At 61.7% G+C, this 21,235-nt stretch carries 18 protein-coding genes; 6 read left to right on the top strand and 12 right to left on the bottom strand.

Translation table 11 applies throughout. The annotated features are described in order from the left end of the window. Positions 1–2: 2 nt before the first annotated feature. From ssuD to argE, 7 genes are all read right to left on the bottom strand, one after another. Complete coding sequence (gene ssuD / locus ACXX81_RS23745) at positions 3–1,151, bottom strand: FMNH2-dependent alkanesulfonate monooxygenase (RefSeq protein ID WP_458572491.1); 1,149 nt, start codon at positions 1,149–1,151, stop codon at positions 3–5. 25 nt (positions 1,152–1,176) lie between these two features. Further along, positions 1,177–2,145 carry a sulfonate ABC transporter substrate-binding protein gene (locus tag ACXX81_RS23740; protein ID WP_209986141.1) on the bottom strand — a complete coding sequence of 323 codons (969 nt, stop codon included), beginning with the start codon at positions 2,143–2,145 and terminating at the stop codon, positions 1,177–1,179. A gap of 97 nt (positions 2,146–2,242) precedes the next feature. Continuing rightward, complete coding sequence (gene ssuE / locus ACXX81_RS23735; protein WP_057006445.1) at positions 2,243–2,836, bottom strand: NADPH-dependent FMN reductase; 594 nt, start codon at positions 2,834–2,836, stop codon at positions 2,243–2,245. Positions 2,837–3,093: 257 nt separating this feature from the next. Next, the gene (locus tag ACXX81_RS23730) at positions 3,094–3,732 is read right to left on the bottom strand and encodes a peroxiredoxin (protein WP_458572490.1); all 639 of its coding nucleotides are present in this window, start codon (positions 3,730–3,732) and stop codon (positions 3,094–3,096) included. Between the two features lie 269 nt (positions 3,733–4,001). Then, positions 4,002–5,390, bottom strand: coding sequence for an OprD family porin (locus tag ACXX81_RS23725; protein ID WP_209986151.1), 1,389 nt, complete (start codon positions 5,388–5,390; stop codon positions 4,002–4,004). A 605-nt stretch (positions 5,391–5,995) separates the two neighbouring features. Then, on the bottom strand, positions 5,996–7,294 hold the full coding sequence (argA, locus tag ACXX81_RS23720) for an amino-acid N-acetyltransferase (RefSeq protein ID WP_209986156.1): 1,299 nt from the start codon (positions 7,292–7,294) through the stop codon (positions 5,996–5,998). Between the two features lie 135 nt (positions 7,295–7,429). Continuing rightward, positions 7,430–8,578 carry an acetylornithine deacetylase gene (gene argE / locus ACXX81_RS23715; RefSeq protein ID WP_231422769.1) on the bottom strand — a complete coding sequence of 383 codons (1,149 nt, stop codon included), beginning with the start codon at positions 8,576–8,578 and terminating at the stop codon, positions 7,430–7,432. Positions 8,579–8,736: 158 nt separating this feature from the next. On the opposite strand from argE, the gene ACXX81_RS23710 reads away from it, so the two are divergent. The 6 genes from ACXX81_RS23710 (at position 8,737) to ACXX81_RS23685 (ending at position 15,235) form a co-directional block, all read left to right on the top strand. Further along, the gene (locus ACXX81_RS23710) at positions 8,737–10,104 is read left to right on the top strand and encodes a CYTH domain-containing protein (protein WP_209986162.1); all 1,368 of its coding nucleotides are present in this window, start codon (positions 8,737–8,739) and stop codon (positions 10,102–10,104) included. Between the two features lie 316 nt (positions 10,105–10,420). After that, the gene (locus ACXX81_RS23705) at positions 10,421–12,082 is read left to right on the top strand and encodes a GspE/PulE family protein (protein ID WP_458572489.1); all 1,662 of its coding nucleotides are present in this window, start codon (positions 10,421–10,423) and stop codon (positions 12,080–12,082) included. Positions 12,083–12,172: 90 nt separating this feature from the next. Further along, a complete protein-coding gene (locus ACXX81_RS23700; protein WP_057006438.1) occupies positions 12,173–13,093 on the top strand; it encodes an SPFH domain-containing protein in 921 nt (306 codons plus the stop codon). A 10-nt stretch (positions 13,094–13,103) separates the two neighbouring features. Next, positions 13,104–13,550, top strand: a complete 447-nt coding sequence (locus ACXX81_RS23695; protein WP_231422771.1) for an NfeD family protein — start codon at positions 13,104–13,106, stop codon at positions 13,548–13,550. A 66-nt stretch (positions 13,551–13,616) separates the two neighbouring features. Continuing rightward, positions 13,617–13,931 carry a DUF2388 domain-containing protein gene (locus ACXX81_RS23690; protein WP_003234790.1) on the top strand — a complete coding sequence of 105 codons (315 nt, stop codon included), beginning with the start codon at positions 13,617–13,619 and terminating at the stop codon, positions 13,929–13,931. Between the two features lie 161 nt (positions 13,932–14,092). After that, the gene (locus tag ACXX81_RS23685) at positions 14,093–15,235 is read left to right on the top strand and encodes a DegT/DnrJ/EryC1/StrS family aminotransferase (protein ID WP_322212143.1); all 1,143 of its coding nucleotides are present in this window, start codon (positions 14,093–14,095) and stop codon (positions 15,233–15,235) included. A 139-nt stretch (positions 15,236–15,374) separates the two neighbouring features. Here ACXX81_RS23685 and gcvH read toward each other — a convergent pair whose 3' ends face one another. The 5 genes from gcvH to ACXX81_RS23660 all read right to left on the bottom strand — a co-directional run bounded on the left by gcvH (position 15,375) and on the right by ACXX81_RS23660 (position 21,142). Beyond that, entirely contained in the window at positions 15,375–15,758 is a 384-nt protein-coding gene (gcvH, locus tag ACXX81_RS23680) for a glycine cleavage system protein GcvH (RefSeq protein WP_209986175.1), read from the bottom strand. 53 nt (positions 15,759–15,811) lie between these two features. Next, the gene (gene gcvT / locus ACXX81_RS23675; protein ID WP_209986178.1) at positions 15,812–16,894 is read right to left on the bottom strand and encodes a glycine cleavage system aminomethyltransferase GcvT; all 1,083 of its coding nucleotides are present in this window, start codon (positions 16,892–16,894) and stop codon (positions 15,812–15,814) included. 157 nt (positions 16,895–17,051) lie between these two features. Next, positions 17,052–18,668, bottom strand: coding sequence for an ABC transporter permease (locus ACXX81_RS23670; protein WP_458572488.1), 1,617 nt, complete (start codon positions 18,666–18,668; stop codon positions 17,052–17,054). Positions 18,669–18,824: 156 nt separating this feature from the next. After that, positions 18,825–19,829, bottom strand: coding sequence for an extracellular solute-binding protein (locus ACXX81_RS23665; protein WP_458572487.1), 1,005 nt, complete (start codon positions 19,827–19,829; stop codon positions 18,825–18,827). A 95-nt stretch (positions 19,830–19,924) separates the two neighbouring features. Then, the gene (locus ACXX81_RS23660) at positions 19,925–21,142 is read right to left on the bottom strand and encodes a 2-octaprenyl-3-methyl-6-methoxy-1,4-benzoquinol hydroxylase (RefSeq protein WP_209990560.1); all 1,218 of its coding nucleotides are present in this window, start codon (positions 21,140–21,142) and stop codon (positions 19,925–19,927) included. Between the last annotated feature and the right edge of the window lie 93 nt (positions 21,143–21,235).

The raw sequence follows: 21,235 nt of genomic DNA, 5'->3' as shown, positions 1-21,235 counted from the left end.
CCTCAGCTCTGTGACGCGGCTTTGGGAAGAATGTCGTTGGCGACCATTTCGCCGAACGGGCTGACATAGCCGGTGCTTTTCGGCTGCTCGGCCCGTTCGATATCCAGGTGCGGGAACAGCAGCTCAGCCACGCGATACGACTCTTCCAGGTGCGGGTACCCGGAGAAGATAAAGGTGTCGATGCCCAGGTCCGCGTATTCCTTGACCCGCGCCGCAACCGTCGGGCCATCGCCCACCAGCGCAGTGCCCGCACCGCCACGCACCAGGCCGACGCCGGCCCACAGGTTGGGGCTGACTTCGAGGTTGTCGCGGCTGCCACCGTGCAAGGCGGCCATGCGCTGCTGACCCACCGAGTCGAAGCGCGCCAGGGAGGCCTGGGCGCGGGCGATGGTTGCGTCGTCCAGGTGGGAGATCAGTTTGTCGGCGGCTTTCCACGCCTCTTCGTTGGTTTCGCGCACGATCACATGCAGGCGAATGCCGAAGCGCACGGTGCGCCCGTGCTTGGCGGCCTTGGCGCGAACTTGCTCGATCTTTTCTGCCACTGCGGCCGGCGGCTCGCCCCAGGTCAGCACCATCTCCACTTGTTCGGCGGCCAGGTCCTGGGCGGCTTCGGAAGACCCGCCGAAGTACAGCGGCGGGCGCGGTTGCTGGATCGGCGGGTAGAGCAGCTTGGCGCCTTTGACGCTGATGTGCTCGCCGTCGTAATCCACGGTTTCGCCTTCCAGCACACGGCGCCAGATGCGAGTGAACTCCACCGAGGCCTGGTAGCGCTCTTCGTGGCTCAAGAACAGGCCGTCGCCGGCCAGCTCTTCCGGGTCGCCACCGGTCACCAGGTTGAACAACGCACGGCCGCCGGACAGACGATCCAGGGTTGCGGCCTGACGCGCGGCCACCGTCGGCGAAATGATGCCGGGGCGCAGAGCGACGAGAAATTTCAAGCGCTGGGTCACCGGGATCAGCGAGGCGGCTACCAGCCATGAGTCTTCGCAGGAACGTCCGGTGGGAATAAGCACCCCGCCGAACCCGAGGCGGTCAGCAGCCTGGGCGACTTGCTGCAGGTAGCCGTGGTCGACGGCACGCGCGCCTTCGGCGGTGCCAAGGTAATGGCCGTCGCCGTGGGTAGGCAGGAACCAGAAAATATTGAGGCTCATGGAGTTGTCTCCTGAAGAAATCGAATTACGGCGCTGTGGCCACGGTGGCGGGCGGTGTCCAGATCACGTCCTTGATGCTCAAGGGCTTGGGAATCAATTTGAGCTGGTAGAAGGTGTCGGCGATTTTCTGCTGGGCGGCGACCACTTCCGGGGTCAGGAACAGCGCACCGTAGCCCTGGCGTTTCACCGAGGTCAGGGTGATGTCGGCCGGCAGGCCAAGCAGCGGCGCCACCTGAGCGGTGACTTCCTGCGGGTTGGCCTTGGACCATTCGCCGACTGCGCGCACTTCTTCCACCAGCGCCTTGATCACCTCCGGGTGCTGTTGCGCGTAGGGTTTGGTGGCAAGGTAGAACTGGTGGTTGTCGGCGATGCCGGTGCCGTCACGCAGGGTGCGCGCCTGCAGCTGTTTCTCGGCGGCGGCCTGGTACGGATCCCAGATGACCCAGGCGTCGACACTGCCCCGCTCGAACGCCGCGCGGGCATCGGCGGGCGGCAGGAATACGGTCTGCACATCGGTGTATTTGAGCCCGGCATCTTCCAGGGCACGCACCAGCAGGTAGTGCACGTTGGAGCCTTTGTTGAGCACGACTTTTTTGCCCTTGAGCTCGGCCACCGACTTGATCGTGGAATCCTTGGGCACCAGGATCGCTTCGCTGGTAGGCGCCGGCGGCTCGTAGGCCACGTAGAGCAGATCGGCACCGGCCGCCTGGGCGAACACTGGCGGGGTTTCGCCGGTAACGCCGAAGTCGATGGCGCCGACATTCAGGCCTTCAAGCAGCTGCGGACCGCCGGGAAATTCCGTCCATTGCACCTGCACGCCTTGGGCAGCCAGGCGTTTTTCCAGGCTGCCCTTGGCCTTGAGCAGCACCAGGGTGCCGTATTTCTGATAGCCGATCCGCAAAGTTTCGGCGGCCTGGGCGTTAACAATGACGCCGAAGGACACAGCCGCAGCAAACAGTGCGACCAGACCACGACGCAAGATGACAGTGCGCATGGCGCTCTCTCCAAATAGTGCGATGAGGGGGTTGGCTGCACCTGCTTGGCCGATGGCGGCTGAGTAAGGTGAGTGTTACCGGATGTCGGGGTGAGGCTTAAATGCTCCAGCGAGCACTCAACAAACGTTCATTCAACACGTCCGGATCCAGCGGTTTTGGGCGGCGGGCCATGGCGCTGTAGAGCTGCTCAACGGCTTCGCGCAGTCGCGCCTCAAGCACCGGCACCAGTTGCGCCTGGACACTGCCCTCGCCGTAGGCGATCTGGCTGTCCTCAGCGAAAATGCCGTGCAGCAACTCCTGAGCCTTGAGCGCCGACAGCACTGGCTTCAAGGCGTAGTCCACCGCCAGCATGTGGGCGATGCTGCCGCCTGTGGCCATCGGCAGTACTACCTTGTGCGCCAGGGCGCGTTCGGGCAGCAGGTCGAGCACGGTTTTCAGCGCGCCGGAGAACGAGGCCTTGTACACCGGCGTGGCGATCACCAGGCCGTCGGCATTGGCCACCTGTTGCAACAGGTCGATCACCTTGGGGCTGTCGAAGCGCGCATGCAGCAAGTCTTCGGCCGGGAAGTCCCGTACCTGGTAACTCACCACTTCGACGCCTTTGTCTTGCAACCACTGACGGGTTTTTTCCAGCAGCACCCCGGAGCGGGAACGCTGACTGGGACTGCCTCCGAGTGTTACGACCAACATGCAGGAATTCCTTTGAGCAAGTGCCGGCGTTCGCTGTGTGGCGATGGCGCCAAGATGGGACAGACCTTAGCAGCAGATTTATATATCTATAAATCTTATTTTTTCATTTGTTTATTCCATAAATACATATGCAATTTATGGAAAGCCAGGCGAAAAAAAAGGCCGTCGAAACGGCCTGAAAAACCCCTGCTTTGTGAGCTGTGAAATGCGGCAAAAACTGTGGGAGGTGGCTTGCTCCCTCCCCATTGGGTTGTGTGTCAGCGGTTGGGTTGCGGGGTCAGGCGCAGGTACGGTTTCACGGTGCGGTAGCCTTTGGGAAAGCGCTTCTGGATCTCTTCCTCATCCTTGAGCGACGGCACGATCACCACTTCATCACCATCCTGCCAGTTGGCCGGGGTGGCGACCTTGTGGTTATCGGTCAACTGCAACGAGTCGATGACCCGCAGGATTTCATGGAAATTGCGGCCGGTGCTGGCCGGATAAGTAATGGTCAGGCGGATTTTCTTGTTCGGGTCGATCACGAACAGCGAGCGCACGGTGAGGGTATCGCTGGCGTTCGGGTGGATCAGGTCGTAGAGGTCCGAGACCTTGCGGTCGGCGTCGGCCAGGATCGGGAAGTTGACCACGGTGTGCTGGGTTTCGTTGATGTCTTCGATCCACTTGTGGTGGGAGTCCACCGGGTCTACGGACAGGGCAATGGCCTTGACGCCGCGCTTGGCGAATTCGTCCTTGAGCTTGGCGGTGAAGCCCAGCTCAGTGGTGCACACTGGCGTGAAGTCGGCCGGGTGCGAGAACAACACACCCCAGCTGTCGCCCAGCCATTCATGGAAATGAATGTTACCGGCGCTGGAATCCTGTTCGAAATCGGGGGCGATATCGCCCAGTCTGAGACTCATGGCATGGCTCCTGGTGAGTGCTTATGGCGCCCACTGTGCATGCTTCGGCATTTATTTAAAAAGAATAAATAACGATTTATCCAGACGATAAAAGAATATTAAAAATCTGTTCACTGGACGCTGAGGCACGCGGGGATCAACATCGATTTCAAGGTTCGAGAAGGCCTTGAGACGCTGCAAAGAGGGATTCAGGAAGGGCTTGCGGGGGTTGAGCCCGACTTGAAGCAACACACCTTGCCCGGCATTGCGCCGGGCAAGGCTTTACGCTGTTACTTGAATGCGTAGCTGTAGCTGACGATTACACGGTTTTCGTCCTGATCGCGCGCTGCGGCAACATCGTTGCGCCACATAGCGTTTTTCCAGGCGACGCCGAGGTTTTTCAGCGGGCCTTCCGGGATCACGTAGGCAACGGTGATGTCACGTTCCCACTCGGACTGACCGGTGAACTCGGCACGGCTGCCGTTGACGGTGTCGATGTCGGTACCTTTGAGGTAGACGATACCGGCGGTCAGGCCAGGCACGCCAACCTTGGCGAAGTCATACGCGTAGCGAGCCTGCCAGGTACGTTCGCCAGCACGGGCGAACTTGGCGATCTGCATGTCAGTGGTCAGGTAAGCCGACGAACCGTCGCCCTGGTTCAACCAAGGGAAGTCGCTGTTACCGTTGCTGACCTGATAACCACCACCGAAGGTGTGACCGGCAATGGTGTACAGGAACAGGCCGCTGTACAGGTTGTTGTCAACCTTGCCACGACCGGAGTTCACGCCGCTGTAGTTGCCCGACGAGAAGTAGGCCGCTTCGCTGCCGTTCTTGCCGTCATCGGAGCTGTGGAAGTAACGCAGGTCAGACTTCAATACGCCCGGGCCGATTGCCCAGTTGTGGGTCAGACCCAGGAAGTGCTGCTTGTAGAAATCTTCCAGGTTGCCGTAGTAGTACTGGGCAGTCAGGTCTTTGGTGATCTTGTAGTCACCACCGGCGTAGTAGAACTTGTTGCTGTCACGCCAGTTCACGCCACGGGTGTTGGCACCAGCGATCGACAGGTTGTCGACGTTGCTGGAGTTACGACCCTTGGCCTTTTCGATCTGACCGGCAACCAGCGTCAGGTCCTTGATGTCATTGGTGGTGATCTGGCCACCCTGGAAGGTCTGCGGCAGCAGACGACCGTCGTTGGTCACGATAACCGGCAGCTTGGGTTGCAGCGTACCCAGCTTCAGTTCGGTCTGGGAGATCTTGGCTTTGGCAGTCAGGCCCAGGCTCGAGTAGTTATCAACGGCTTCGCCATTGGACTTGCTCGGGAACACGGTGCCGCCGTACGAACCAGGGCTGGTAGCGGTCGCCGGGCTCGCGCCGTTGGTGCCGCCGCCCGAATCCAGGCGAATGCCCAGCAGGCCGATGGCATCAAGACCGAAGCCTACGGTGCCTTGGGTGTAGCCGGAGATGAAGCGCAGATCGAAGCCCTGGCCCCATTCTTCCTGCTTGCTCTGTACACCAGCGGCCTTGTTGGCAGCACTGCCGGCAGCCGCGTCGCGGTTGTCGGTGTTGATGTAAAAGTTACGCACACCCAGCGTTACTTTACTGTCATCGATGAAACCGGCAGCGCCTGCTTGCTGGGCGATTGCGCCCAAAGCTACAGCCACAGCCAAGGTGGACTTCTTCATGTACCGCTCCTCTCGTTTCTAATTTTTGTGTTTCTTTGGTCGCGGGTCTGACGCCCTCGATCCACAGATGCGCGATTAGCACCGGTTAGTGACTGACAAGTCAATCGTAACCTTGTGTGTCTACTACCTTCGTCTAATCACAGTTGATTTGGTCCGTGCAGGGTAATGAGTTTCTCATACACCCAAAAAGAATTATTTCATCCTTTTTCATACGATTCAGGAATAAGACTTTGCAGGGCAGCGAACCGGTCAGAGTAGACGAGTTGCCGCGCAACCTAATTCCTAAAGGGTATTATTCAGAGCTTTTTTAGATCGTTTAGGACACTGCAGACGTCATTCACGACCAGAAAGGCGGCGCCATCATGGCTAAGCGCTATCCTGGCGTCAATTTGTTACAGTTTTTGTGTCACTAATAATTTCTTTGGTTGTCCAAGCGGCCGATTTGATCGCTGGCAATTGTTGTATCGGCGCGCTTTCACGGTTCTGAAGTATTGAAACAAATGTGGGGGCTTGCTCCCGACGGCATTCGATCAGTCAACACATCAGTGACTGAGCTAAGGCCATCGGGAGCAAGCCACCTCCCACATTTTTGATGTGTGCTGTCTTTACAGCGCCTTTTCGAAGATCTTGGAATTGCGCTGATAGTTGTACAGCGACGCCCGCGCCGAAGGCAGGCGGTCTACGCTGCTGGGTTCAAAGCCGCGCTCGCGGAACCAGTGCGCGGTGCGCGTGGTAAGCACGAACAAGGTCTTCAAGCCCTGGGCCCTGGCACGGCCCTCGATACGCTCGAGCAACACATCACCGCGCGCGCCATGGCGGTATTCCGGGTTCACCGCCAGGCAGGCCAGCTCACCGGCGTCGGAATCGGCGATCTGGTACAGCGCGGCGCAGGCGATGATCATGCCTTCGCGTTCCACCACGCTGAACTGCTCGATCTCGCGCTCCAGCACTTCCCGCGAACGGCGTACCAGAATGCCCTGCTCTTCCAGCGGGCTGATCAGGTCAAGCAAACCGCCGACGTCTTCAATTGCCGCCTCGCGTACCAGTTCGAATTGCTCCTGGGCCACCAGCGTGCCGCCGCCGTCGCGGGTAAACAGCTCGGTGAGCAAAGCGCCGTTCTCGGCGTAGCTGACGATATGGCTGCGCCCCACGCCGCCGCGGCAAGCCTGGGCGGCAGCGTCGAGCAGTTCAGCCTGATAATTGCTGCCCAACCGCTGCAGGTGCGCCGGCACTTGCTGTGGACGCAACTCACGCACCAGGCGACCATTTTCGTCGATCAGACCAAGGTCGGCGCCAAACAGCAGCAGTTTGTCGGCAGCCAGGTCGATGGCGGCGCGGGTGGCCACATCTTCACAGGCCAGGTTGAAGATCTCGCCGGTGGGCGAGTACCCCAGCGGCGACAGCAGCACGATGGAGCGTTCGTCGAGCAGGCGATTGATGCCCTTGCGGTCGACCCGGCGCACTTCGCCGGTGTGGTGATAGTCCACGCCGTCGAGCACGCCGATGGGCCGCGCGGTGACCAGATTGCCACTGGCCACGCGCAGGCGTGAACCCTGCATGGGCGATGAGGCCATGTCCATGGACAGGCGCGCCTCGATGGCGATACGCAAGTGCCCGACCGCATCGATCACACATTCCAGGGTGGCAGCATCGGTGATGCGCATGCCTTCGTGATAAGCCGACGTAAGGCCACGCGCCTCAAGGCGGGTTTCAATTTGCGGACGCGAGCCATGCACCAGCACCAGCCGCACACCCAGGCTGTGCAGCAGCACCAGGTCGTGGACGATATTGCCGAAGTTGGGGTGGTCCACACCGTCGCCAGGCAACATGACCACAAAGGTGCAATCGCGGTGGGCGTTGATGTAAGGGGAAGCGTGACGAAGCCAATTGACGTATTCGGGCATAACACCTGGGCCTGTAATAAAAAGCAGCCGAAAAAGGAAGGATCGTGGAAGCGCACGGCGGGCTGATGGTTATCGTCGGAACAGGCTTGGCGACACGCTCACTCTCCTTCTATGGACGTACAGGCAGGGGTTAATTTATGCAGGTTTGAGGCAGTAATGTTCGATCAGTTCGCGCAATAACTGCACTGTAGGCGTCAAGCGTGACATTTCGAGGTACTCGCCCGGCTGGTGCGCACAGGCGATATCACCAGGGCCGAGCACCAGGGTTTCGCAACCAAGGCGCTGAAGATAAGGCGCTTCGGTGCCAAACGCCACTGCTTCGGCACGATGGCCGGTCAAACGCTCCGCAACCCGCACCAGTTCGGCGTCTTCGGGCTGTTCGAACGGTGGCACTTCGGGAAACAGCGGCGCGTAGTCGATTTGGACGTGATGGCGCTCGGCCAGAGGTGCGAGTTTCTGCCGGATAGCGGCACGCAGCACTTCAGGGTCCATGCCCGGCAATGGCCGCAGGTCGAACTCCAGGGAGCACTGGCCGCAAATGCGGTTGGGGTTGTCGCCGCCGTGGATGCAGCCCAGGTTCAGGGTGGGCTGCGGCACGCTGAATTGCGGGTTGCGGTATTCGCGCTGCCAGGCCAGGCGCAGGCCGCGCAGTTCGCCGATGGCATCGTGCATGGCTTCAAGGGCGCTGTGGCCCAGGCTCGGGTCCGACGAATGGCCGCTGCGGCCGAGGATGTCGATGCGCTCCATCATCACGCCCTTGTGCAGGCGGATCGGCCTCAGGCCAGTGGGCTCGCCGATCACCGCTGCGCGGCCCAGCGGACGGCCCGCTTCGGCCAACGCCCGGGCGCCGGACATGGAGCTCTCTTCATCGCAGGTGGCGAGAATCAGCAACGGCTGTTTGAACGGCTGGTCGAGCAGCGGCAACACCGCTTCGATGGCCAGGGCGAAAAAACCCTTCATGTCGCAGCTGCCCAATCCTACCCAGCGGCCGTCAACTTCCGTCAGCTTGAGCGGATCGGTCTGCCACAAGGCGTCATCATACGGCACCGTGTCGCTGTGCCCGGCCAGCACCAGCCCGCCGGGACCGCTGCCGAAGGTGGCCAGCAGGTTGAACTTGCCGGGGCTGACCTGCTGGATGTCGATGGCAAAGCCCAGATCGCCCAGCCAACTGGCGAGCAGATCGATCACCGGACGGTTGGTCTGGTCCAGAGACGCCTGCGTGCAACTGACCGATGGCGCGGCAATCAGCGCGGCGAATTGCTCTTTCAGGGTAGGTAACGGCATGCGCGGCCTCTCGACTTCACGGATGGGGCCCACTATAGAGCCATCTGCACGACACAATAAACCGTTGCGGCGCGTTGCCGGGCTCAGTCCTGTACACTGCACGGCCTTGGCAGCCACTCTTTTCCCCGGCTGCGCTCCCGATCCTGGATTTTCCGGCCATGCAGAAAGAAACCGAAATCAAGCTCCGCGTCAGCCGCGAAACCCTCGCTGCGCTGCGTGAGCACCCGCTACTGAAAAAACGCAACAAAAGTGGCTGGGAACGCCGTGAGTTGATGAACCAGTATTTCGACACCCCCGAGCGCGACCTGGCCCAGGCCAAGGTTGCCCTGCGCCTGCGCAAGGACGGTGACGAGATTATCCAGACCCTCAAGACCCGTGGCCAAAGCATCGCCGGCCTGTCGGAACGCAACGAGTACAACTGGAACCTGCCCAAAGCCAAGCTCGACGTGAAGAAACTCGACGGCGAATGCTGGCCCGAGCAACTGGCCGAGCTGGACAAAAAGACCCTCAAGCCGATCTTCACTACCGATTTTGTGCGCGAGCGCGCCGAAATCGCCTGGGGCCGTGGCAAAGCCAAGGTGGTGATCGAAGCCGCCCTGGACCTGGGCCACGTGGTGGTCGGCAAGCAGAAAGAAGAAATCTGCGAGCTGGAACTGGAGCTGCGCGAAGGCGAACCGGCGGCCCTGCTGGAACTCGCCGCCGAGCTGGCCGCCACGCTGGCGCTGATGCCGTGTGACATCAGCAAGGCCGAGCGCGGCTACCGCCTGTACGACGCCGGCAGCTACTCTCTGAGCCTGCCGGCGCCGCAGATCCACGCCGAAATGCCGCTGGACGACGCCTTCGCCGCGATCATGTGGCACCTGCTGGGCAGCAGCCAGCGTCTGGCCGAGCAATACCGGTTCAACGGCCATTGGCGCCTGTTGCAGGACTGGGTAGATCACCTCGGCGAACTGCGCGCCCTGATCGGCAGCCTTGGTCAGGCGGCGCCACGCCAGTCCACCAGCGAACTGCGCAGCGCACTCGATGCCCTGCTCGAAGACTGGCGCCCGCTGGTACAGGCCGGTGACGACGACGAAGACATTCGCAAAGCCGCGCCGGAGCAATTCGCCGAAGAGCTCGAAGACGTGCGCTGGGGCCTGTTCTCATTGAACACCTCGCGCTGGCTGCTGGCCCGCACCTGGACCGCCGAGCGCACCGTGCGCGGCAACCGCCAGGGCGCAGCGCAACTCACCAACTGGCTGCCGCGCCTGCTGGCCGACGATGCCGTCGCCCTGCAACTGCCGCGCTACCAGCAGCAACCCGAAGACCTGGCCGAGCAGCTGCCGCGCATCGAGCGCATCCAGGCCTGGCTGCATCACGCACGTCAGGTGGTGGACATTGCCGAGCTGGACCGCCTGTACGGCGAGCTGAACAAGTTGGTGCAACTGGCCAACCAGCCAATCACCGATGAGTCGCTGGACGCGCGGATGCATCAGGCGATTGCGGTGTATCAGAACCGGGCGTGGAAAACGTTGCTGCGTCTGTAATACCAAACCACGGCCCTGTGGCGAGCGGGCTCGCCCCGCGTTGGGGCGCGAAGCGCCCCCACTCAAGGAAAACGCGGTGTACCTGATATGGCTCAGCGCCTGGCTTTGGGGCTGCTGCGCAGCCCAACGCAGGACAAGCCTGCTCGCCACAGGGAATCTGCGCTTAACTGAACGGCATTAGGGCAAGCCCGCTCGCCACGGGGATGTGGCTGCCTTCCCGTTGTTCAGCGTAAAAGCCTGCAATACACCCTGAGAGGCAAAAATACAGCACCTGACTAGCCTGAGGAGACGTCCAGCGCTTCTCAGGTAAATCTGCATGTCTGTTGATCACCGTTTGCAATTGCACGCGTTGCTGCCGCCTCTGGTCGAGGCCGGGCTGGTCGCAGCCGACGTCGCACAGCGCCTGTCGACATTGCCCGCCGGCAACCGGCATCCGCTGGAACTCATCGCGGCCCAGGGCGCCGACCTGGAAGCGCTGACGCAATGGCTCGCCCGGCAGGCCGGACAACCTTATCTGCGCATCGACCCGCTGAAGATCGACGTGGCGACGGTGGTGCCGCTGATGTCCCACGCATTCGCCCAACGTCACGCGATCCTCGCTGTGGCCGTGGATGCACACACCGTCACCGTCGCCAGTGCCCAGCCCTATGTCACCGAGTGGGAAGCCGGCCTGGCGCAGGTGCTCAAACGCTCGATAAAGCGCGTGGTCGCCAACCCCCAGGCAATCGAGCACTGCATGGGCGAGTTCTACCGCGTGGCGAAGTCGGTGCGCGGCGCGGATCAGAAAATCGCGGCGCCTGCCAATGTCGAACTGCTCAACCTCGGCGGCAGCGATCAGGAGCCGGATGCCAACGACGCGCATATCGTCACGATCGTCGACTGGCTGTTGCAGTACGCCTTCGGCCAGCGTGCCAGCGATATCCACATCGAACCTTGCCTGGACCAGGGCCGCGTGCGCTTTCGCATCGATGGGCTGCTGCATGATGTCTATCAATTCCCGCCCCAGGTCACGATGGCAGTGGTCAGCCGCCTGAAAAGCCTGGGCCGGATGAACGTGGCGGAAAAACGCAAACCCCAGGACGGCCGCCTCAAGACCAGAAGCCCTGCGGGCGCCGAGGTGGAGTTGCGTCTGTCGACCTTGCCCACGGCCTTTGGCGAGAAACTGGTGATGCGGATTTTCGACCCCCAGGTGCTGCTCAAGGACTTCGACCAGCTCGGCCTGTCGCCCGAAGACCAGCAGCGCTGGCACGCCATGACCAGCAAGGCCCATGGCATCATCCTGGTCACCGGACCGACCGGTTCCGGCAAGACCAGCACCCTCTACACCACGCTCAAGCGACTGGCGACCCGCGAGGTCAACCTGTGCACGGTGGAGGACCCGGTCGAAATGGTCGAGCCTGCGTTCAACCAGATGCAGGTGCAGCACAATATCGACCTGACCTTCGCCAGCGGCATTCGCGCCCTGCTGCGCCAGGACCCGGACATCATCATGATCGGCGAGATACGCGACCAGGAAACCGCCGAAATGGCGATCCAGGCCGCGCTTACCGGGCACCTCGTGCTGTCGACCCTGCACACCAACGATGCGCCCAGCGCCATCAGCCGCTTGCAGGAGCTGGGGATTGCTCATTATTTGATCAAAGCCACCTTGCTGGGGGTCATGGCCCAGCGTCTGGTACGCCTGCTGTGCCCCGCCTGCAAGCGCGTTGCGGGCGATAGCTGCGAGGCCGTGGGGTGCGCAGAGTGCCGTGACAGCGGTTACCGAGGCCGAGCCGGCGTCTACGAAATCATGGTGATGGATGAGGCGCTCACGACACTGATCACGCCCGGCACCGATGTGCAGGCATTGCGCAAGGCGGCGTTGCGGCAAGACATGCACAGCCTGCGGATGGCCGGGTTGCTGAAGGTACAGGCCGGGCTGACCACCCTGGCCGAAGTGCTGCGGGTCACCCCTGGAGATTCAGAAATAATCCTTTGATTGTCGGACAATGAAACCGTCTTATCGGCGACAACCCCGTTACAATCGGCCGAACGTCGTTTTACCGACACCATCAGATAGGGAATCGCAATGCAGATCGGAACCGTACTGCTTCTTTTCGTGGGTTTGGCCATCGCCATTCTTTTCATGGGCTTCAAGGTGGTGCCCCAGGGCTACCAGTGGACGGTCGAGCGTTTTGGCCGCTACACCAACACCCTCAAGCCTGGCCTCAATATCATCATTCCGGTCATGGACCGCATCGGTCGCAAGATCAACGTGATGGAAAGCGTGCTGGATATCCCGCCCCAGGAAGTGATCACCGCCGACAACGCCACTGTGCAGATCGACGCCGTGTGCTTCTTCCAGGTGGTAAACACCGCCCAGGCGGCCTACGAGGTCAACAACCTCGAACACGCCATCCGCAACCTGCTGCAAACCAATATCCGTACCGTGCTCGGTTCCATGGAACTGGACGCCATGCTCAGCCAGCGTGACGGCATCAACGAAAAGCTACTGCGCACCGTCGACGAAGCCACGGCGCCGTGGGGCATCAAGATCACGCGTATCGAAATCAAGGACATCAGCCCGCCGGCAGACCTGATGGCTGCCATGTCCGGGCAGATGAAGGCCGAGCGAATCAAGCGTGCGCAGATTCTCGAAGCCGAAGGCCTGCGCGCTTCGGCGATCCTGACCGCCGAGGGCAAGAAGCAGGCGCAGATCCTCGAGGCCGAGGGTAGCCGACAGGCCGCATTCCTGGAGTCTGAAGCCCGTGAGCGTCAGGCCGAAGCGGAAGCCCGCGCCACGCAAGTGGTGTCGGAAGCAATCGCGTCGGGCAACGTGCAGGCGGTCAACTATTTTGTCGCGCAAAAGTACATCGACGCCCTGGGCAAGCTGGCGTCGGCCAACAACAGCAAGGTGATCCTCATGCCGCTGGAAGCCAGCCAGGTGATCGGCGCCATCGGTGGTATCGGCGAGATCGTCAAGGCAACGTTCGACAACAAGAAAGGCTGAGACCATCGCCATGTGGGAATTCCTTCAGCATCTGTCGTTCTGGGACTGGTTGGCACTGGGTACCGTGTTGTTGATTCTCGAGGTGTTCGGGGCCGGCGGGTATCTGCTGTGGATGGGCATCGCGGCCGCTGCGGTGGGCGTAATCAAGTTCGTGGTGCCATCGCTGGGGCTGGAATGGCAACTGCTGCTGTTCGCCCTGCTGTCGATTCTGACGGCGGTGTACTGGTGGAAGCGTCAGCGCAGCAGCGCCAAGGCGAGCGATCAGCCGGGTCTGAACGAGCGGGGCTCGGAGCTGATCGGCCGCACCTTTGTTGTGCATCAAGCCATTGTGGATGGCCGGGGCAAGGTGAAAGTCGGCGACGGTGTATGGATGGTGACCGGCCCGGATACGCCTGCAGGCGCTCAAGTGCGGGTGATCGGCCAGGACGGCGTGGTATTGAAAGTCGAAACTGTTTAGTCATGATTGAACTCGATTGGTCTGATTACAATCAAACCCAACAGACAACCACCGGAGTCACCTACCATGCGTCTTAAATATGCTGTCGCAACCCTCGCTGTGCTATCCCTCCCAGTCGGTTCAGCCATGGCCGACAGCTTCTGGCGCAATGTCATCTCGTCGGGTGCCACGACCGGCTCCACGTACCTGACCTTCAAGGACCACAAGATGGTGGTTGCCGCTCAAGACGACGCAGGCAGCTTCGTTGCCAGCGACGGCGGCATCCGCGGCCCTTACCTGGAAGCCGCCATGCAGAAGGTCCGCGCCGACAACCCTGGCCTGCAGGCCACGGACATGCAACTGGCCAACGCCATTCTCGCGAAGAATGCCGTTACCGAGTGATACCTGCTCTAAAGGATGCCGCTTTTTCAAGCGGCATTTTTTTGCCTGCCAGATGACAATTCGTTCACCGGCGACAGGCTATATTCAGTCGAACCGTGCAACCATGCCGGGCACTCACAGCCTTTATTCGTCGCCACTCTGAAACGGATGCCTTCCTCGTCATGAGCCAACAGCCCTTCCTGCCGTTTTCCAAACCCACCATCGATGAAGCCACTATCTCGGCGGTCGGCGATGTGCTGCGCTCCGGCTGGATCACCAGCGGGCCGAAAGTGCAGGCATTCGAAGCACAGCTGTCGGAATATTTCGGCGGGCGCCCGGTACGCACGTTCAACTCGGGCACCTGCACCATGGAGATTGCCTTGCGCATCGCCGGTATCGGGCCGGGCGATGAAGTCATTACCACGCCAATCTCGTGGGTCGCTACAGCCAACGTGATTCTGGAAGTGGGTGCAACGCCGGTGTTTGCCGATATCGATCCGGTCACCCGCAATATCGATCTGACGCAGGTGGAAGCGGCCATTACCCCGCGTACCAAGGCGATCATTCCGGTATACCTGGCCGGTTTGCCGCTGGATATGCCAATGCTTTATGCACTGGCCAACAAGTACAACCTGCGCATCATTGAAGACGCCGCCCAGGCCCTGGGCTCCAGCTGGGATGGCGAGCGAATCGGCGCCACCGGCGACTTCGTTTCCTTCAGTTTCCAGGCGAATAAAAACATCACCTCGTCCGAGGGCGGTTGCCTGGTATTGAACAACGCCGAGGAAGCACGCCTGGCGGAAAAATACCGCCTGCAGGGTGTTACCCGCACCGGCTTTGACGGCCTGGACGTGGATGTGTTGGGTGGCAAGTTCAACATGACTGATATCGCCGCTGCCATCGGCCTGGGCCAGTTCGCCCATATCGAAAAAATCACCGCCCACCGCCAAAATCTGGCGCGGCATTACTTCCAGTGCTTCGGCAGTGATTTTGAACAGGCATACGGCGCGCAATTACCGCCAGCGGACTTCGAAAACAGCAACTGGCACCTGTTCCAACTGGTGCTGCCGGAACGCCAGGACGGCTTGCCCGCCCGCGCGACGTTCATGGAGCAGATGCAGGCCCATGGCGTCGGCATCGGTTACCACTACCCACCGATCCACCTGCTGAGCCTTTATCGGGCACAGGGTTTCAAGGAAGGCATGTTCCCGGTGGCGGAAAAAGTCGGCCGTTTGATTGTGTCGTTGCCGATGTTTACGGCAATGACCAAGGCGGATGTGGAACGAGCGGTAGCGGCGGTCAAAGCGGTACTGAACGCGAACTGAAAAATCCGGCTCACCTCAACCCAATGTGGGCGCTGGCTTGCCTGCGATGACATCACTGCGGTGTAACTGATACACCAAGGTGTCTGCATCGCGGGCAAGCCAGCGCCCACACTGGTTTGTGCTGTTCAACGCTTTGCGTTTACTCGCCGATAGCAGCCTTGTAGCCGGCGGCGTCCAGCAGTTTATCCAGGTCAGCCGGGTTGCTTGGCTTGAGCTTGAAGATCCACGCGCCGTAAGGGTCGGAGTTCAGCAGCTCGGGGCTGCCACTCAGCTCTTCGTTCACAGCGATCACTTCGCCAGCCACTGGCGCGTAGATATCCGAGGCGGCCTTCACCGACTCAACCACCCCCGCCTGCCCTTCGGCTTCAAACGTGGCGCCCACTTCGGCCAACTCAACAAACACCACATCCCCCAGCGCTTCCTGGGCATGGTCGGAAATCCCGACGGTCACCGTGCCGTCGGCTTCCAGACGGGCCCATTCGTGACTTTCGGCAAAACGCAGTTCGGCAGGGATAGTGCTCATATTCTGTGCCCTCTAGAAGGAATGTCAGCGGCCAAATGGCCTGCCGGAAATAGTTAGATCAGTGTCTTGCCATGGCGCACGAAGGTCGGTTTGACCACTCGAACCGGGTACCACTTGCCGCGGATTTCCACCTCGGCCCGGTCGGCCGTCGCCGTCGGTACACGCGCCAGGGCAATGGATTTGCTCAGCGTAGGGGAGAAACTACCACTGGTGATCTCTCCTTCGCCAACATTGGCGATACGAACCACCTGATGAGCGCGTAAAACGCCGCGTTCTTCCAGGACCAAACCCACCAGCTTGAACTGCACACCCGCCGCCAGTTCGGCTTCCAGCGCCGCGCGCCCGATGAAGTCGCGCTCCGCCGGCTCCCAGGCAATGCTCCAGGCCATATTGGCCGCCAGGGGCGAAACGTCCTGATGAATATCCTGACCATACAGGTTCATGCCCGCTTCCAGGCGCAGGGTATCGCGGGCGCCGAGGCCGATGGGGGAAATACCGGCACCGACCAGGTCGTTGAAAAATCCCGGAGCCTGCTCGGCTGGCAGGACAATTTCCAGGCCGTCTTCGCCGGTGTAGCCGGTGCGAGCGATAAACCAGTCGCCGTCGGCCTGGCCTTCAAAGGGCTTGAGCTGGTGGATCAGGGTGCTGCGGGACTGGGTCACCAGCTCGGCGATTTTCTGTCGGGCATGGGGGCCTTGAATGGCGAGCATCGCCAGTTCCGTGCGCTCATGCAGTTGCACCTGGTAGTCACCAAGCTGCGCCTGCATCCAGGCCAGGTCCTGGTCACGGGTGGCGGCGTTGAACACCAGCCGGTAACCGGTCTGGGTGCGATAGACGATCATGTCGTCCACCACGCCGCCCTGCTCATTGAGCATGGCGCTGTAAAGCGCACGGCCGCAGCCATGCAAACGATCGACGTCATTGGCCAGCAGGCGCTGAAGCCACTCCCTGGCCTGAAGGCCTGTGACATCGACCACGGTCATGTGGGACACATCGAACACCCCGCAGTCGCGTCGCACCTGATGGTGCTCCTCAACTTGCGAGCCGTAGTGCAGAGGCATATCCCAACCGCCAAAATCGACCATTTTCGCGCCCAGGGCGAGATGCAGGTCATACAGAGGCGTACGCTGTCCCATGGGTTTCTCCTTCCGGGCTTGGCGAAGATGCGCAGGCTTGCCATATGCGCTGGACACCTTTTAATCACAAGGCCTGCAGCCACGCACAGCGACCCGATCCGAAAGACGGCGCGCACCGAATGCCGCGCATTGTAGCCGCAAGCTGTAGGACTGGCACCTAGCCGATTGGCCGGGCCGAGCGACGAATCAGGCCGATGACGGGCAACAGGCCGACACATACCAGCGTCAAAGCCGGCAGCGACGCCCTTGCCCACTCGCCTTCGCTGGTCATTTCAAAGATCCGCACCGCCAGTGTGTCCCAGCCAAACGGGCGCATCAGCAGGGTCGCGGGCATTTCCTTGAGCACATCGACGAACACCAGCAGCGCCGCGCTCAGGGTGCCCGGCAGCAACAGCGGCAGATACACTTTGCAAAACAGTCGTGGCCCACTGACCCCCAGACTGCGCCCCGCTTCAGGCAATGACGGGCGGATGCGCGCCAGGCTGTTTTCCAGCGGCCCGTAGGCCACCGCAAGGAACCGCACCAGATACGCCAGCACCAGCGCCAACAGGCTGCCCAGCAGCAACGGCTTGCCCGCACCGCCCAGCCAGCCGGACAGCGGCACCACCAGCACGCGGTCCAGATAGCTGAACGCCAACATGATCGACACCGCCAGCACCGACCCCGGCAACGCGTAACCGACGTTGGCCAGGCTGACGCCGGAGCGAATCGCCCGGGTCGGCGCCAGACGGTTGGCGAACGCCAGCAGCAGCGCCACGCTGACGGTGATGAGCGCCGCGATACCGCCCAGATAAAGGGTGTGCACGATCAGCCCCGTGTAACGTTCATCCAGATCGAAGCGGCCACGCTGCCAGAACCACACCACCAACTGCAGCATCGGAATCACAAAGGCACAGGCGAACACCAGACCACACCAGGCAGTGGCCACCGCCGCCTTGACCCCGCGCAAGTGATACAGCGCCTTGCCCCGTGGCCGATCATTGCCGGGTCGGCTGGCGCCCCGTGCGCGCCGCTCGCCGTACAGCACCAGCATCACCACCAGCAGCAACAGGCTGGCCAGTTGAGCCGCGCTGGACAGGCTGAAAAAACCGTACCAGGTCTTGTAGATCGCGGTGGTAAACGTGTCGAAGTTGAACACCGAGACCGCGCCAAAATCCGCCAGGGTCTCCATCAACGCCAACGCCACGCCCGCACCGATCGCCGGCCTGGCCATCGGCAACGCGACGCGCCAGAACGCCTGCCACGGCGATTGCCCGAGTATCCGCGCCGCCTCCATCAGGCCTTTGCCCTGGGCCAGGAATGCGCTGCGCGCGAGCAGATACACGTAAGGGTAGAACACCAGCACCAGCACGATGATCACGCCGCCGGTGGAGCGCACGCGCGGCAGGCGCAAGCCGCTGCCGAACCCTTCGCGCAGCAGGCTCTGCACCGGGCCTGCAAAATCCAGCAGGCCGACAAAGACAAAGGCCAGTACATACGCCGGAATCGCAAAAGGCAGCATCAACGCCCAGTCGAGCCAGCGCCGTCCGGGGAACTCGCAGAGGCTGGTCAACCAGGCCAGGCTGACGCCCAACAAGGTCACACCGACGCCAACGCCAAGCACCAGCGTGAGCGTATTGCCCAGCAGGCGTGGCATTTGGGTATCCCACAGGTGGGCCCAGATGTGTGCATCAACACTTTGCCAAGACAGCAACAGCACGCTCAGTGGCAATAGCACCAGGGCGGCGACGGTGAACACCGGCAGGTACCAGCGGCGTTGGGCGGGGTGGGCCAAGAGCAAACTTCCTGCGAATGACGATCCAAAGGCAAAACACAGTGTGGGAGGGGGCTTGCTCCCGATAGCGGGTTGTCAGTCTACTCATGAGTAACTGATCCACTGCTATCGGGAGCAAGCCCCCTCCCACATTTTGATCTGCGGCGTTTTACACGTTCAGTTCCAGCCAGCGCGATCCATCAGGCGAATCGCCTCAGCCTGACGCTTGCCCGCCACTTCCACCGGCAAGGTATCGGCCACGAACTTGCCCCAGGTCGCCACTTCGGCAGAAGGCGGCACCGCCGGGTTGGCCGGGAACTCCTGGTTCACATCCGCAAAGATCTTCTGCGCCTCAGGCGTGGTCATCCACTCCACCAGCGCCTTGGCGGCTTCCGGGTGCGGCGCGTACCTGGTCAGGCCGATGCCCGACAGGTTGACGTGCACGCCACGGTCGCCCTGGTTCGGCCAGAACAGCTTCACCGCCAACTCCGGCTTCTGCTTGTGCAGGCGACCGTAGTAGTAGGTGTTGACGATGCCCACGTCGCATTGCCCGGCGTTGATCGCCTCCAGGACCGCAATGTCGTCGGAAAACACGTCGGTGGACAGGTTGTTGACCCAGCCCTTGACGATTTCCTCGGTCCTGGCCGCGCCGTGGGTTTCGATCAGGGTGGCGGTCAGCGATTGGTTATAGACCTTCTTCGCCGTGCGCAGACACAGGCGGCCTTCCCATTGTTTGTCGGCGAGGGCTTCGTAAGTGGTCAGGTCGCCCGGTTTCACCCGGTCGGTGGAATAGGCGATGGTACGCGCGCGCAGGCTCAAGCCGGTCCAGGCGTGAGCGGATGAGCGATATTGCAACGGGATGTTCTTGTTGATGACCGCCGAGGTGAACGGTTGCAGGATGCCCATGTGCTCGGCCTGCCAGAGGTTGCCGGCGTCGACGGTGAGCAGCAGGTCGGCGGTAGCGTTTTCGCCCTCGCCCTTGATGCGCTGCATCAGCGGCGCTTCCTTGTCGGTGATGAACTTCACCTGCACGCCGGTCTTTTGGGTGTAGGCGTCGAACACCGGCTTGATCAGTTCGTCGATGCGCGAGGAGTAGACCACGACTTCGTCGGCTGCCTGGGCGCTGCTGCAGCCGATCAGGGTGAGTGCCAGGGCAGTCAGGAGGCGCTTGGGTGCCGACATGGGGGCGGTCGCTCATTTGCAAAAAGAGGGCAAATGATAAGGACTCACATTTGGTAACGCTTGGTGGAGGCGTTACCAGATGTTGCACGGCAGTGTCAGGGTTTCGCCAACTCCGGCAGATCCCCGGTCAGCCCCAACGCCTGGCGAACGAACACAGCCTTGGCTTCAGGCATCCGATTGACCACCTTCAACCCGGTATTACGCAACCAGCGCAACGGCAGCTGATCGGCCTGGAACAGGCGCTCGAAGCCTTCCATCGCCGCCATCAACGCCAGGTTGTGCGGCATGCGCCGACGCTCGTAGCGGCTCAGGACTTTTACCTCGGCCAGGCGTTCACCGCGCTCGCTCGCCGCCCGCAGCACCTCGGCCAGCACCGCAGCATCGAGCAACCCCAGGTTAACGCCCTGCCCCGCCAGCGGATGAATCGCGTGGGCCGCATCGCCGATCAGTGCCAGGCCTTCGGCCACGTAGCGCTTGGCATGACGCTGGCGCAAGGGCACGCAGACGCGAGGGTCGGCGCTGACCACCGTTCCCAGCCGCCCTTCGAATGCGCGCTCCAGCTCACGGCAGAAGCGTTCATCATCCAGCGCCATCAAGCGTTCGGACTCAGCCGGAGTGGTCGACCACACAATCGAACACCATTCCTGCTGCCCGTCCCGATCCAGCGGCAGAAATGCCAGCGGGCCGGTATCGGTGAAGCGCTGCCACGCCGTACGCTGGTGCGGCTGGCTACTGCGCACGCTGGTGACGATGGCGTTGTGCAGGTAATCCCATTCGCGGGTGGCGGTGCCGGTCAGGCGGCGCACGGCGGAGTTGGCGCCATCGGCGGCCACCACCAATGGCGTACGCAGCTTGCGGCCATCTGCCAGGGTCAGCAGCCAGTCGTCGCCGGAACGACGCATCTGCTCCAGGCGTGCATTGGCCAGCAAGCCCAGGTCGCAGTCGTGCAGGCGATCGAGCAAGGCGTCCTGCACCACACGGTTTTCAACGATATGCCCGAGCACGTCGGCGTGCACACTGGCCGCCGAAAAGTGGATCTGCCCGGTGCCGCTGCCGTCCCACACCTGCATTTCGCCATATGGGCTGGCGCGGCGCGCCACGATGCCATCCCACACGCCAAGCCGTTCGAGGATGCGCTGGCTGGCGGCCGACAAGGCGCTCACCCGCGGCTCGAACGCTGCGTCTGGGTCAAACGGTTTGACGCTCAGCGGGCTGCCATCGAGCAGCAGCACCTGCAGGCCACTGCCCTGCAACGCCAGCGCCAGGGCGCTTCCGACCATTCCGGCCCCGACAATCAGCACATCTGCGCGCATGTCCATGCTTTAAACCTGCCTCGCTGGCGGCCTGCGCCGCACGTAAAGGGTTTTGCCGACGCACCTGATCAAGCAAGGCATCGTCGATAAAGA

It is taken from the genome of Pseudomonas sp. GNP013, assembly GCF_054343995.1.
The sequence above is the reverse complement of the archived record's forward strand: the minus strand, read 5'-3'. Positions and strand labels throughout refer to the sequence as shown.

Coding starts and splice junctions, on each gene's coding strand:
- ssuD (WP_458572491.1), bottom strand. CDS start 1,151: ATGAGCCTCAATATTTTCTGGTTCCTGCCTACCCACGGCGACGGCCAT.
- ACXX81_RS23740 (WP_209986141.1), bottom strand. CDS start 2,145: ATGCGCACTGTCATCTTGCGTCGTGGTCTGGTCGCACTGTTTGCTGCG.
- ssuE (WP_057006445.1), bottom strand. CDS start 2,836: ATGTTGGTCGTAACACTCGGAGGCAGTCCCAGTCAGCGTTCCCGCTCC.
- ACXX81_RS23730 (WP_458572490.1), bottom strand. CDS start 3,732: ATGAGTCTCAGACTGGGCGATATCGCCCCCGATTTCGAACAGGATTCC.
- ACXX81_RS23725 (WP_209986151.1), bottom strand. CDS start 5,390: ATGAAGAAGTCCACCTTGGCTGTGGCTGTAGCTTTGGGCGCAATCGCC.
- argA (WP_209986156.1), bottom strand. CDS start 7,294: ATGCCCGAATACGTCAATTGGCTTCGTCACGCTTCCCCTTACATCAAC.
- argE (WP_231422769.1), bottom strand. CDS start 8,578: ATGCCGTTACCTACCCTGAAAGAGCAATTCGCCGCGCTGATTGCCGCG.
- ACXX81_RS23710 (WP_209986162.1), top strand. CDS start 8,737: ATGCAGAAAGAAACCGAAATCAAGCTCCGCGTCAGCCGCGAAACCCTC.
- ACXX81_RS23705 (WP_458572489.1), top strand. CDS start 10,421: ATGTCTGTTGATCACCGTTTGCAATTGCACGCGTTGCTGCCGCCTCTG.
- ACXX81_RS23700 (WP_057006438.1), top strand. CDS start 12,173: ATGCAGATCGGAACCGTACTGCTTCTTTTCGTGGGTTTGGCCATCGCC.
- ACXX81_RS23695 (WP_231422771.1), top strand. CDS start 13,104: ATGTGGGAATTCCTTCAGCATCTGTCGTTCTGGGACTGGTTGGCACTG.
- ACXX81_RS23690 (WP_003234790.1), top strand. CDS start 13,617: ATGCGTCTTAAATATGCTGTCGCAACCCTCGCTGTGCTATCCCTCCCA.
- ACXX81_RS23685 (WP_322212143.1), top strand. CDS start 14,093: ATGAGCCAACAGCCCTTCCTGCCGTTTTCCAAACCCACCATCGATGAA.
- gcvH (WP_209986175.1), bottom strand. CDS start 15,758: ATGAGCACTATCCCTGCCGAACTGCGTTTTGCCGAAAGTCACGAATGG.
- gcvT (WP_209986178.1), bottom strand. CDS start 16,894: ATGGGACAGCGTACGCCTCTGTATGACCTGCATCTCGCCCTGGGCGCG.
- ACXX81_RS23665 (WP_458572487.1), bottom strand. CDS start 19,829: ATGTCGGCACCCAAGCGCCTCCTGACTGCCCTGGCACTCACCCTGATC.
- ACXX81_RS23660 (WP_209990560.1), bottom strand. CDS start 21,142: ATGCGCGCAGATGTGCTGATTGTCGGGGCCGGAATGGTCGGAAGCGCC.